This is a genomic window from Curtobacterium sp. PsM8 (assembly GCF_030433875.1).
Classification (GTDB): domain Bacteria; phylum Actinomycetota; class Actinomycetes; order Actinomycetales; family Microbacteriaceae; genus Curtobacterium.
Genome location: NZ_JARUXD010000009.1, coordinates 36170 through 49045, shown reverse-complemented (window position 1 = coordinate 49045; position 12876 = coordinate 36170). Strand labels below are relative to the sequence as shown.

Genomic DNA, 12876 nt, shown 5'->3' with positions numbered 1-12876 from the left:
CGGGCCCTCGCGTCGGCAGCTCAGCCGCGCAGGATCGCGGCCAACCGGTCCATCAGCGACGGCACGGTCGACAGGACCGCGATGTGCCCGTCGTGCGGTCGCTCCTCGTACGTCGCGTGCGGCACCGCCTCGGCCAAGGCCCGACCGTGCGCCACCGGCACGACCCGGTCGCGCGTGCCGTGCACCACGACGGTCGGGACCGTCACGGCTGACAGCGGGAAGCCCCAGTCCGTCACGAACGCCACGTCGTCGTCCGCACCGCCCTGGAGGCCCGCCCCACCCGCCGCCGTCGCGTCCCGTCCCAGGGCGGCCCAGTCGCCGTCGAGGGCGACCCAGTCGGTGTCGACGAACTGGGACGGGTCGAACTCGGCGGTCGCTGCCCAGGTGAGGCGTGCCTCCCGTCCGGCGATCGCGGCGCGGAGCCCGCCATCGTCGGCCATCCCGTCCCACCAGGCCGGCGTGTCGACGAAGGGGGCGGGGGAGGCGACGGTCGCGACCGCGGCGACCCGGTCGGGCAGCAGCGCCGCTGCGGCGAGGGCGTGCGGACCGCCGCCGGAGCCGCCGAACACGGCGACGCGGGCGATGCCGAGGGCGGCGAGGACCTGGGCGAGATCCCGAGCGCCGTCGGCGACCGAGCGCCCGGGCAGCGGGTCGGCGCCGCCGTAGCCGGGGCGGGTGAGTGCGAGCAGGCGCAGGCCGCGGTCGGCGGCCAGACTGCGGAGTGGCTCGAAGAGGACGCCGGTGTGCGGCGACTCGTGGTGCCAGACGAGGGTCGGCCGGTCGGCGTCGGTGCCGCTGCCGCGGCCGCTGCCGCTGGTGGAGTCGGCGGCACCGGTGTCGTCGACCAGGACGGCGCGGCCGTCACGGAGCTCGATGGTCTGCATGCGCCGGAGGGTAGTCTCCGGCCGTGCCCCCACGCTCCGCCGGACTCCTGCTGCACCGTGGCACCGGACCGTCGCTCGAGGTCTTCATCGCCCACATGGGTGGTCCGTTCTGGCGTCGGCGACCGCGTGCGTGGTCGATCCCGAAGGGCGAGCTCGAGGCGGGCGAGGACACCCTGGCGACGGCGCTCCGCGAGTTCGGCGAGGAGATCGGGACCCCGGCGCCCGCGGGCACGCCCGAACTACTCGGGGACTTCCGGCAGGCGTCCGGCAAGGTCGTGACCGTCTGGACCCTTGCCGCACCGGACTTCACCATCGAGGCCGTGCGGAGCAACACCGTGTCGCTGGAACTCCCGCGTGGGTCCGGGCGCTTCGTCGAGGTGCCGGAGGTCGACGACGCACGCTGGGTCGGCGTGGCCGAGGCCCGGCAGCTCGTCGTCGCGGGCCAGGTCGCGGCCCTGGACGCCCTGGCTGCCAGGATCTGAGGCCGACCCACCTGCCGTGACTGGCCGTTCGACGCACGGCCTGGCCGCGTCTGCGTTGCCTGGATAGCCTGAGGGTCGTTCAGGTCCGCGACATGTGTCGCACTACGGGCCGAAGAGGGGACAGGGGAGCACATGCAGCGCAGCCGGATGCTGGTCGCGGGAGTGACCGCACTCGTCATGGGAGCCGGGTCGGCGGTGGGCGGCGCGACCGGTGCCTCCGCTGCACCGGTCGGCCACTGGGGGACCTTCACCGTCGACGGGGGTGCGCGCGCCTACACGGGCACGATGAGCCTGCCGGGCTTCCCGGAGACGACCTACACGTCGACCTCACGGCAGACGACGGTGATCAGCGGAGCCTCCACCTGGCAGGGGCCGGCGACCGGTCCGGGCCAGACGTACGGGTCGAGCCGGGGGAACACGTACCTCAACCAGCGCCCGAGCGTGGACACCCCGAACCCGACCGGAGCATCGGTCACGACGTACCGGTTCGCGACGCCGACGCCCGGCGCCCGCAGCTGGTCCTTCGTCCTGGGCGACATCGACGCCGACCAGGCGACCATCTCGGCGACCCTGCCCGGTGGCGGGACCGCGACGGCTGCGCAACTCGGGTTCCAGGGGGCCTACAACTCCTGCTCGGCCGTGTCGCCCGGCGGGCCGTCCTGCTTGGCCGACCCGAACGGCACCACCGGCCGGGACGTCCCGACGTGGAACGCCGCGACGCGGACCCTCACCGGCAACGCCACCGCGACCGACACGGCCGGGGCGACCGCGTGGTTCACGCCCACCGTCCCGCTGGGGTCGCTGACGATCCGGTACCAGCAGCGGAGCGGGTTCCCCGTCTACCAGACCTGGTTCGCCGACCGGACGGCTGCGATCAGCGGCACCGCGACGCGTGACGGAGCCCCGGTCGCCGGCGCGACCGTCACCGCCACCGCACCCGGCGGCCGCCAGGTCACCACGACCACCCAGGCCGACGGCACCTACGTCTTCCCGGACCTCGGCGTCGACTCGGGGTACCGGGTCACCCTGACCGCCCCGCCCGGAGTGGCCGCCGACGCGACGGTCTCCGGCGTCTCGCTCGCCGGCAGTCCGGGCGGCGCCGACCGGACCGGCGTGGACTTCGTCTTCGCCTCGGTCACGGGCACCGTGACCCTCGACGGCAGCCCGGTGCCGACCGGCACCCGCGTCGAGCTGCTCGACACCGACGGCACCGAGATCGCCGCCACCACCACCGACGCGGCCGGCGGCTACCGCTTCACGACCACGCCCGGCGACCACCGCATCCGTGTCACCGCGCCGGAGGGGACGACCGGCCCCGCGACCGAGGCGGTCACGATCCCCGCGACCGGCACGACCCAGGACTTCGCCTTCACGACCCCGGCCGCCGTCGTCGACCTGACCGGCACCGTGACGGACACCGCGGGAGCGACGGCCGCCGACGTCCCCGTCGTCGCGACCCCGGTCGACCCGGAGGTCAGCGACCCGGTCACGGCCGAGACCGGGACGGACGGCTCGTTCGTCCTGCGGGAGCTGCAGACCGAGACCGCGTACTCCGTGGTCGCCGGCACCGGAGACCAGGCCGGTGTCCCGCAGCTGGTCACGACCCCGGCGGCCGGTGCCACCACGGCGCCCCTCGCACTCGTCATCCCGGCCGCCGTCCCGGTGCCGACGGTCGTCGACCTCCCGGGCACGGTGACCGACACTGCGGGGGAGCCGGTTCCGGACCTCGCCGTGACGGCGACACCGACCGACACGACCGTCGGCGGTCCCGTGACGGTCACGACCGCGTCCGACGGCACCTTCACGCTGCCGGACCTGCGGACCGAGACCGAGTACGCGGTCGTCGCCGGCACCGGTGACGACGCTGGCGAACCGCAGCTCGTGACGACGCCGGCAGCCGGGACGGCGGCGACCCCGCTCGTCCTCGTCGTGGCCGCCGCGACGCCGACGCCGACGCCGACGCCCACTCCGACGCCGACTCCGGGCGCCCCGTCTCCCACGCCGACCGTCGCGCCGACCACGCCCCCTGCGGCCGGCGGCGGCCCGGTACCGGGGAGCGGCAGCACTCCGGGCACCGGCGCCGGGACGACCCCGACCGCCGGCGGCCTCGCCTTCACCGGCGCCGAACTCACCCCGGGGCTCGTCGCCGCGGGCGTGCTGCTGCTGCTCGGCGCGGGCCTCCTGACCCTCCGCGGCGTCCGGAACCGTCGCCGCCCCGAGATGCACGACTGACCTCGCAAGCACGACGAGACGCCGCCGGCCCCGAGGGGTCGGCGGCGTCTCGTTTCCCAGGCCTCCAGTCGCGTACCAGGCCGCCCGTTGCTCCGACCGGGAGGCCCGCAGCCGCCCGGCACGTCGGCGGCGGTACGTCGGCGGCGGCTACCGCTCGCGGACGGTCCGCATCGACCCGGTCGCCGTCCGGATCGACCCGGTGGCCGCCCGGTGCACCGTGGCGACGGACCCGGTGATGGTCTGGATCGCCCGGCTGACGGTCGGGATCGAGCTCGTGACGACGGCGAGCGAGGAGGTGAACACCTCGATCGACGACGTGCTGAGGTGCGGCTGCGCCGTCGCGTGCACCGGGAACCCACGCTTCGCGAAGGCGACGACGGACAGCCCCGCGACCAGGACCAGTGCGCCGGCGAACGGCAGCGTCTGCAGTCCCGACAACCCGAGCACCTGCCCGCCGATCGCCGCACCGCCCGCGATGCCGATGTTCGACGCCCCGTTCACCAGGGCGCCCGCGATCTCCGGGCTGACGCCACCGGTGCGGATCGCCGCGGCCATGAACAGCGTGCCGGTGGTGCCGTTCGCCGCCATCCAGATGCCCGCGACGACCATCGTGCCGACGAGGGACCCGTGCGCGAACGGCATCAGGGCGAACGCGACGGCCATGGCGGCGATGGCGGCCAGGAGCGTCTGACGGGGTGCCCGGTCGACGAACATCCCGGCCAGCCAGAGGCCGATCACGCCGGTCCCGCCCAGGACGAGCAGCGCGCCGGACACCATGCCGGCGTCGAGCCCGGCGTCGATGACGTAGGGGCCGATGTACGTGTACACGATGTAGTGCCCGGCGAAGAGCAGCAGGTCGGCGACCACGACCGACAGCAGCCCGGTCCGGGCCCAGGCCTTCGGCGAGCCGATGTGCGGCGAGGCGGCTCCGCGCACGGCGGGCAGGCAGAGCGCGGCGACGACGGCGAGCAGTGCGGCGCAGGCCGCGACGCCGCCGACCGCCGGGCGCCACCCGACGGACTGCCCGACACCGGTGGCGAGGGGGACGCCGATCACGAACCCGAGCGAGCTGCCGGAGTAGACGAACGCGATGGCGCGGCCGGCGAGCCGGGGCGGCACGATCCGGGTCGCGTAAGCCGAGGCGACCGAGAAGAACAGGGCGTGTGCGATGCCGCCGACCACCCGACCGGCGCAGACCACCGCGAACGACGGGGCCAGTGCGACGAGTGCGTTCGACACCGTGTAGCCGACGAGGGTGGCGACGAGGACGGTCTTCCGCGGCAGCTTCGCGGTGAGCGAGGTCAGCGGTAGTGCGAGCAGCGCGACGGCGGCGGCGTACACGGTGATGACGATGCCCATGGTCGACTCGGTGACGCCGAGGTCCTGGCTCATCGTGCCGAGCAGGCCGACCGGCATGAGCTCGGTCGTGATGGCGAAGAACGTCGCGAGGCCGAGGACGGCGATCCCGATCACCGACGACGTCGTGACGGTGATCGGCGTCGTGTGCGGGTGAACGGTTCGGTTGCTGGTGGTGGACACGGCGGCTGACCTCCTCGAGGACGTGCGAGGAGCGCGCGGGAACGAGGGACTGTTCGACCGGTCGGAGCGCGCTCGGTGGTGGACTGGGGATGTGGAGATGTGGTTCTGGCCACTCCACGGCGAGTGCGCTCCATCCAGTGTTGCACGGTGCACGCCGATCGCGCGAGGGCTCCCCGGTCGTTCTCAGGAGCGCTCCAACGCACTGCCCACCTGGAGCAGTGGGTTCCAGCCGCTCCGGGTCAGTACAGCGGCGGCGGCGAGCTGGTCACGGTGCCCCGGACCGCACCGCCGACGACCCGCACCCAGAGCGTCCCGCTCAGCGAGGTCGCGGACAACGACACGACCCCGTGCAGAGCGTCGTCGCGGGGGTAGCAGGCGCTCGTGCCCTGCAGTCGGTCGGCCGTCGCGACCAGGCAGAGCGTCGAACTGTCCCGCCCGACCCCGGCCCAGACGTTCCAGGGCGTCGCGGCGTCGTCGCCCGCCAGGGACCGGTTCGTGAAGACGAGCCGGGTCGTGTGCAGGGAAACCGGCGCGTCGATCCCGCCGGGCAGCTGGTCGGCGTATGTCTGCGGCAGGTCGAGCATCTGTTCGAGAGTCACGGTGCCAGCCGCCGGGGTCGTCACGGCGGACGCGGGCTCGGCCGTGCTCCGGGTCCCGATCGACAGTCCGACGCCGGTGCCGGCGACGAGACCGATCACGACCGCGGCACCGCCGAGCGCCCACAGGACGGTCCGGTCGGTGCGTCGGACCCGGCGCAGCAGCACCCGGGCCCGGTCGAGGAGCCGCCGACCGCCGGCCTGGAGGCCCGCCCCGCGTCCGCCGTCGCCAGGCGCCTCGGGCGTCTGGTCGCCGTCGCCGTCCCCGTCTCCGTGGAAAGCTGCACGATCCACGTCGTGGTCCGGCACCGGAGCCGGTGCACCGTCACGAGCATCGTCGGCAGCATCTGCCGCCGCAGCAGCAGGGAACTCCGCCCTCGGAACGGCGGACACCGAGTCCGGAACGGACGGCGTCACACTCGGAACGGCCGGCGCAGCTGCAGGAACAGCCGACGCAGCCGCAGGAACAGCCGACGCAGCGACCGGGACGGACGGCCCAGCCTCCGGAACGGTCCGCTCGGCGTCCGCAGACCCGGCGCCGACCCGGCGCCCGCGGCGCGACCCCGTGGCGGGGCCGACGGCCGTGGCGGGGCGCTTGCGGGCCTCCCGGTCGAGGTCTGCCAGCGCGATGCGGGCGCGTGCCGCGTCCGCCGGGGACGACCCGGCGCCCCACGCGATGCGTTCGAGACGCGTTCGTGCTGCCGCGTCGTCGTCGGTCCGGCTCATCCGCGCTCCTCGTCGTCACGCCCGTCCTCATGCTGCCACCGCTGCGGCGACGGCGCGCACCCAGACCGGGGGGAGTACGCCCGAGGGATGACCGATGCGCAGAACGACCAGGCCGCCGACCCGAACGACCCCGCCGTCCCCGCGGACGCCACCGGATCGACGCCGCAGGACGTCGACGACGAGACCCTCGAACCGCTCAGCCACGACACCCAGTCCGGCGAGGCCGACTACGTCGCGACCAGCCCGGGCGGCAGCGGCACCGAACGGCACGTCCCGCTGCCGGAGGAGGAGCAGGGCCGCGACACCGAGTACGACCCGGTGGACCAGGGGCCGCAGCAGGAGGGCCAGGGCGGCTAGCCACACCCGACCGTCACCGGACCGGCCCGCCCGTCACCGGAGCACCCGCCGCAGCACCGCCCGTTCGCCGAGGGTCCAGAGCGCACTCGTCACGACGTAGAGCGCTGCCGCCAGGGGCGCGATCGCCGCGAACCCGACCGAGACGAACGGCATCCACCGGGCGATCCCGGTCATCGCCGCCGCGCCGGGAACGGCCGGATCGGACGGCTCCGGGACGGGTAGCGGGTTCCAGTGCAACTGTGCGCGTCGGGTCAGCTCGACGACGACGGCCAGCATGGCGAGCAGCAGGAGCAGCACCCAGCCGTGCACCCACAGCGGCGATGTCACGACGGCCACCGCGGACTGCGCGAGCGGGATGCCGGCCAGGGTCGCCCGCAGCAGCGTGTTGACCGTTCCGTCGATGCTCGCGTGCGTGAACAGCGTGTACAGCAGCGACACGACCGGCGCCTGCGCGAGCACGGGCAGGCATCCCGCGAGGGGCGAGACCCGCTCGCTCGTGTACAGCTCCTGCAGTGACCGCTGGAACCGTGCGGTGTCCTTCCCGGCCCGGCGGCGGAGTTCGGCGATCCGCGGAGCGAGTCGGCGCCGGTCCCGCTCGGCGCGGACCTGCAGGACGGCGAGCGGGACGAGCACGAGTCGGACCGCCAGGGTCAGCAGGACCACGGCGAGCGCCGCAGCGGCCGTTCCGGCGACGGGTGTGAGCAGGTCGGTGAGGGTGGTGACGAGCGTGGCGCCGGCGTGCAGCAGGGTGCTGAGTCCGGGCAGGGTGGTGATGTCCATGACGGTGGTCCTTCGATCGTGGGGTCGGGAGCGTCTGCGGCCCGACACCGATCGGTGTCAGACCGCCGGGACGGCTCCCGGTGCCCGCGGTCGCGGGTGTCCGTCGGCGTCCGGGTCGCTCCAGGCGATCCGGGTCACGAGGTCCGGTGTCGTCCGGGAGGCCCGTGGTGCGCCCGCCCCGTCGGCTCCGGTCAGCAGGGCGACCAGTCGCACCACGAGCAGTGCCGCGGCGAGGGCGGCCACCGCGGTGGCGGTGATGCCGAGCGCGCCGAGCCCGAGGGCGGCGGCGGCAAGGGCCGGGAGCGAGCCGAGCGCGGACGGGTCGAGGCCGTGCAGGGCGGACACCCCGCGGAGCAGCACCTCGATGACGGTCATGGTGTGGCTCAGCGTAGCGACCGCGAGCCTCCGAGGCCGTGACGGTCCTCCGGGGCAGGATCAGGGCATGAGCGCAGCTTCCCCGAGCACCCCGGCGACCCTCGCGCTGGAGCGGGCCGGCGTGCCGTTCACCCCGCACGTGTACGAGCACCACGAGAGCGCGACGAACTTCGGCGAAGAGGCGGCGGCGGCGCTCGGGCTCCGCGAGGAGCAGGTGTTCAAGACGCTGGTCGTCTCGGTCGACGGTGACCTGGCGGTGGCGATCGTGCCGGTGGCCGACCGTCTCGACCTCAAGGCGATCGCGGCGGCCCTCGGCGGCAAGAAGGCCTCGTTGGCCGACCCGACCCTGGCGGAGCGACGGACCGGGTACGTCGTCGGGGGGATCAGTCCGGTCGGGCAGAAGACCCGGATCCGCACGGTGCTCGACGCGTCGGCGTCCGACCACCCGACCATCTTCGTGTCCGGCGGGCGTCGTGGGTTCGACATCGAGCTGTCCCCGGCGGACCTGGCACGGGTCACCGAGGCCAGTACGGCCCCCATCGCCCGGAGTTGAGTCGAGCCGCCGCAAGTTCTTCCACCGAGCGGGAATGAGCACGGCCCCCCTGCGTTGCATTGAGTCGAAGGCACTCAAGTTCCTCAGGAGGTCCCTTTGCCACAGACGTTCGGCCCGACCGGCGGCAACGACTCGTTCGACGAGTTCCTCGCACGACTGCTCGCGGCGTCCCAGAACCCTGGCCAGGCCCAGCGGTCCATGCCGTTCGGACGACCGGTCGACATCACCCGCCTGCTCAGCCGGCGGACCCACGAGCTGCTCCAGCAGACGGCCGCGTACGCCGTCGAGCAGGGCCAGCACGAGATCGACGCCCTGCACGTCCTGCACGTGCTCGTCGGTACCGAGCCCTTCGCGGCCGTCCTCCGTTCTGCGGGCGCCGACCCGGAGCGCTTCGCCGCCGAGGTCGAGCAGCGCCTGCCGATGCCGTCCGGCGACACCGTCGAGGGTCGTCCGGCGCTGACCCCGTCCGCGCAGCGGATCCTGCTCGAGGCGACCCAGGCCGCCCGCGGGTTCGGCAGCACCTACACCGACCCCGAGCACGTCTTCTTCGCGCTCGTCACGGACCAGGACACGGTCGCGGGCCAGCTGCTCGCGAGCGCCGGCGTCACCCCGCAGGTGATGCAGTCCTACGCACAGGAAGCGGCCGAGGCCGCGCGAGAGGGGCGTCCCATGCCCGGCACCACCGCCCAGCAGGACCAGCAGTCGGAGACCCCGACGCTGGACCAGTACGGCACCGACCTCACCGCCCGCGCCCGCGAGGGTGGCATCGACCCGGTGATCGGTCGCGCGGACGAGATCGAACAGGCCGTCGAGATCCTGCTCCGTCGCACCAAGAACAACCCCGTCCTCATCGGTGAGCCCGGCGTCGGCAAGACCGCCATCGTCGAGGGACTCGCCCAGCGCATCGTCGACGGCGATGTCCCCGCCCTGCTGCAGGGCAAGCGCGTCGTCGCCCTCGACCTGCCCGGCATGCTCGCCGGCACCCGCTACCGCGGTGACTTCGAGGAGCGCCTGACGAACGCGATGGACGAGATCGCCGCGCACGCGGACGAACTCATCGTCTTCGTCGACGAACTCCACACCGTCGTCGGCGCCGGTGGCGGCGGCGAGGGCGGGTCGATGGACGCGGGCAACATCCTCAAGCCGCGCCTGGCCCGGGGCGACCTGCACCTGGTCGGCGCGACGACGCTCACCGAGTACCGCCGCATCGAGAAGGACGCGGCCCTCGAGCGTCGGTTCCAGCCCGTCACGGTGGGGGAGCCGAACGTCGAGGACGCGATCGCGATCCTCACCGGCCTCAGCCCCCGCTACGCCGAGCACCACGGGGTGACCTACGCCGACGACGCGATCCGCGCCGCCGTCGAGCTGTCGCACCGCTACGTCACCGACCGGCACCTGCCGGACAAGGCCATCGACCTCATCGACCAGGCCGGCGCCCGTCGTCGTCTCGCCCGCTCGGGTGACGTCGACGTCGAGGCCCTCCGCGCCCAGGTGGCGGACCTGACGGCCCGGAAGGACCGCGCCGTCGCCGAGGAGCAGTACGAAGAGGCATCGCTCCTGCGCGACGAGATCGCCGGACTGGAGGCGCGGATCACCGCCGCCGCCACCGGTGACGTCGAACGCGCCTCCCGTCCGGCGCCCGCGGACGACGCCATCACCGAAGCGGACATCGCCGCCGTGGTGTCGCGTGCCACCGGGATCCCGGTGACCCGCCTCGGTTCGGCCGACAAGACCCGCCTCGCCGCTCTGGAGTCCGAGCTGCACGACCGTGTGGTCGGCCAGGACGACGCCGTGCGGGCGATCGCGAAGGCGGTCCGGCGCAGCCGCACCGGCATGGGCGACCCGCGTCGTCCGGTCGGCAGCTTCCTGTTCCTCGGTCCGACCGGTGTCGGCAAGACCGAACTCGCCAAGGCCCTGGCCGCGTCGCTGTTCGGTGACGAGTCGGCGATGCTGCGGTTCGACATGAGCGAGTTCGGCGAGCGGCACACGGTCTCGCGGCTGGTCGGTGCCCCTCCCGGGTACGTCGGCCACGACGAGGCCGGGCAGCTCACCGAGCGCGTCCGTCGGAACCCGTACTCGGTGATCCTGCTCGACGAGGTCGAGAAGGCTCACCCCGACGTGTTCAACCTGCTGCTGCAGGTGCTCGACGACGGCCGGCTCACCGACGGGCAGGGCCGCACGGTCGACTTCCGGAACACGGTGGTCATCATGACCTCGAACATCGGGTCGGAGTTCCTGGCCTCCCGCTCGGGGGCGCTCGGGTTCTCGGTCGCCGCCGACGGTGGCTACGCGGAGGACGACCTGCGCAACCGGGTGATGGGCAAGCTCCGCGAGTCGATGCGGCCGGAGTTCATCAACCGCATCGACGAGATCGTGCTCTTCCGCAAGCTCGAGCGCGGGCAGCTGCGGTCCATCGTGTCGCTGCTGCTGCAGGACACGGCCTTCCGGCTCGCCGCGCAGGGCATGGTCCTGTCGGTGTCCGAGGCCGCGACGGACTGGCTCGCCGAGCACGGGTACGAGCCGGAGTACGGCGCCCGTCCGCTCCGTCGGCTGATCCAGCGCGAGGTCGACGACCGGATCGCGGAGCTCGTGGTCGACGGGTCGGCGCACGAGGGTGACACGGTCCGGATCGACGTCGCCGAGGACGTGCTCGTCGCGGTGGTCGACGCACCGGTCGCGGTCTAGTCAGCTGTTCATCGAGAAGCCCCCGGTACTGCGGTACCGGGGGCTTCTCGGGTGTTCCCGAGTGCAATCTCGGAGAAATGCGAGAAAAGGGTTGCGCGTGCGTTCTCGAGGTGGATAGTGTTCTCTCGACGCGAACGGATCACCGATCCGCCGTCGAGAACCAGCAGACACCGTGCCGAAAGGGGGCCGACAATGATCACCACGCAGACGCCGTTCCGAGCAGTCCGTGGAACCACCGGCTCCTTCGCCTGGTCGTGCTGATGAACACGCCGTCCTGAACCACGGCCAGGGCTGACCCGGGCTGACCTGGGTCGGCCCCTCGCCGGGCACGTCCATCCGCCGGACTCGTCCCGTTGCTGGACTCGTCCAGTCGCCGGTTCCGTGGCCCTTCAGGCCCCGGTCCCTGGCTCGTGTCGTCGCCGGCCGCATGCCGTCCGGCTGCTGGGCTGCGGCTCGTCATCCACGACAGGGCTCGTCCACGACGGCTGCTCGTCCACGCTGACTCGACCGTTCATCACGCGAGTGGACCGCACCGCAGGTCATCGTCGCTGAATGCACACGCATTTCCCCGTGCATTCACGCGAACGCATTTCCTCGGGTGATCCGTCGCGCGTCCGCTCATCGCGCCTCGACGTCGACCGAGGTGCGACCCTGGTCGATTCGTCGACCCCGATTCCGCTTTCCTCCGCCATTCTCCGAACAGGGAACACCATGTCATCGAAGACCCTCCTCCGCCCGGTGCGACCACCGACCGGACGACTCCACCGGGTGTCGCTGCCGGACCGGATCGCCCTCCGGATCGGACTCGCCCTCATCGTGTGGAGTCGCCGCACCCGGCGTCAGCCGCACGAGATCGACCCCGCCGCCGAACTCCGGCGGCACCGCGAAGAACAGGCCCGCCTCGCTCGTGAAGCCGAGTGGGTGGTCCTCGGCGCCGCCATGCACATGTGGCGGTGACCGACGTGGACGCCCAGCGCGACCAGCGTCGGACGGGAGGCACGGCACCAGCCGGCGCCGCGCCTCCCGTCCGGCACCAGCCGCGCACCCGACCGCGGAACGGCGGGACCCTGCCAGCCCCGTACGGTTGAGGACATGACCGACTCCGCCGCTGCCCTCGTCGAGCGCCTCACCACGATCGTCCCCGACTTCCCGAAGCCGGGCGTGCTCTTCCGCGACGTGACGCCGGTGTTCGCCGACCCGATCGCCTTCGGCCGCGTGTGCGAGGCCCTCGCCGCGCCCTTCGCCGTCGGTGGGGGCTTCGCCGCCGTCGCCGGCATCGAGGCGCGCGGGTTCGCGCTGGCCGGTGGGATCGCCGCGCAGCACCAGGTCGGCGTGCTCACGGTCCGCAAGGCCGGCAAGCTGCCCGGCGAGGTCCTCAGCGAGCAGTACGCGCTCGAGTACGGCGAAGCCGAACTCGAACTCCGTCCGGGCCAGCTCGAACCGGGCACCCGGGTGCTCGTCGTCGACGACGTCCTGGCCACCGGGGGCACCGCCGCCGCGACCGTGACCCTGCTCGAACGTGCCGGGTACCAGGCGATCGGCTTCGCCGCACTCCTCGAACTCGACGGCCTGTCCGGTCGCGAACGCATCGAGCCGCGCCTGCCCGTCACCACGCTCGGCCGCGTGCCCGCCTGACCCGGCCCGCCACTACCATCGACGTACCACCA

12 protein-coding genes are annotated in these 12876 nt (G+C 73.3%); 7 read left to right on the top strand and 5 right to left on the bottom strand.

What is annotated here, in order from left to right:
* Window positions 1-20 precede the first annotated feature (20 nt).
* A complete protein-coding gene (locus tag QCD68_RS03495) occupies window positions 21-884 on the bottom strand; it encodes an alpha/beta fold hydrolase (RefSeq protein ID WP_301222032.1) in 864 nt (287 codons plus the stop codon).
* 23 nt (window positions 885-907) lie between these two features.
* On the opposite strand from QCD68_RS03495, the gene QCD68_RS03490 reads away from it, so the two are divergent.
* Entirely contained in the window at window positions 908-1366 is a 459-nt protein-coding gene (locus QCD68_RS03490; protein WP_301222031.1) for an NUDIX domain-containing protein, read from the top strand.
* Window positions 1367-1498: 132 nt separating this feature from the next.
* Window positions 1499-3598 (top strand): carboxypeptidase regulatory-like domain-containing protein, encoded by a 2100-nt coding sequence (locus QCD68_RS03485; RefSeq protein ID WP_301222030.1) that lies wholly within the window; start codon window positions 1499-1501, stop codon window positions 3596-3598.
* 147 nt (window positions 3599-3745) lie between these two features.
* Here the strand turns inward: QCD68_RS03485 and QCD68_RS03480 are convergent, their stop codons facing one another.
* Window positions 3746-5137, bottom strand: coding sequence for an MFS transporter (locus QCD68_RS03480; RefSeq protein ID WP_301222029.1), 1392 nt, complete (start codon window positions 5135-5137; stop codon window positions 3746-3748).
* A 239-nt stretch (window positions 5138-5376) separates the two neighbouring features.
* The gene (locus QCD68_RS03475) at window positions 5377-6027 is read right to left on the bottom strand and encodes a hypothetical protein (RefSeq protein ID WP_301222028.1); all 651 of its coding nucleotides are present in this window, start codon (window positions 6025-6027) and stop codon (window positions 5377-5379) included.
* Window positions 6028-6546: 519 nt separating this feature from the next.
* Between QCD68_RS03475 and QCD68_RS03470 the strand changes: the two genes are divergently transcribed.
* Window positions 6547-6816 carry a hypothetical protein gene (locus tag QCD68_RS03470; protein WP_111073436.1) on the top strand — a complete coding sequence of 90 codons (270 nt, stop codon included), beginning with the start codon at window positions 6547-6549 and terminating at the stop codon, window positions 6814-6816.
* A 33-nt stretch (window positions 6817-6849) separates the two neighbouring features.
* Here QCD68_RS03470 and yidC read toward each other — a convergent pair whose 3' ends face one another.
* Window positions 6850-7596 carry a membrane protein insertase YidC gene (gene yidC / locus QCD68_RS03465; RefSeq protein WP_301222027.1) on the bottom strand — a complete coding sequence of 249 codons (747 nt, stop codon included), beginning with the start codon at window positions 7594-7596 and terminating at the stop codon, window positions 6850-6852.
* Window positions 7597-7653: 57 nt separating this feature from the next.
* Window positions 7654-7971, bottom strand: coding sequence for a DUF6412 domain-containing protein (locus QCD68_RS03460; protein ID WP_301222026.1), 318 nt, complete (start codon window positions 7969-7971; stop codon window positions 7654-7656).
* Window positions 7972-8038: 67 nt separating this feature from the next.
* Between QCD68_RS03460 and ybaK the strand changes: the two genes are divergently transcribed.
* The 4 genes from ybaK to QCD68_RS03440 all read left to right on the top strand — a co-directional run bounded on the left by ybaK (window position 8039) and on the right by QCD68_RS03440 (window position 12844).
* Complete coding sequence (gene ybaK / locus QCD68_RS03455; RefSeq protein WP_301222025.1) at window positions 8039-8524, top strand: Cys-tRNA(Pro) deacylase; 486 nt, start codon at window positions 8039-8041, stop codon at window positions 8522-8524.
* Window positions 8525-8620: 96 nt separating this feature from the next.
* A complete protein-coding gene (locus QCD68_RS03450) occupies window positions 8621-11209 on the top strand; it encodes an ATP-dependent Clp protease ATP-binding subunit (RefSeq protein WP_301222024.1) in 2589 nt (862 codons plus the stop codon).
* Between the two features lie 711 nt (window positions 11210-11920).
* A complete protein-coding gene (locus tag QCD68_RS03445; protein ID WP_301222023.1) occupies window positions 11921-12166 on the top strand; it encodes a hypothetical protein in 246 nt (81 codons plus the stop codon).
* A gap of 135 nt (window positions 12167-12301) precedes the next feature.
* Window positions 12302-12844, top strand: coding sequence for an adenine phosphoribosyltransferase (locus tag QCD68_RS03440; protein ID WP_111073442.1), 543 nt, complete (start codon window positions 12302-12304; stop codon window positions 12842-12844).
* Window positions 12845-12876 lie beyond the last annotated feature (32 nt).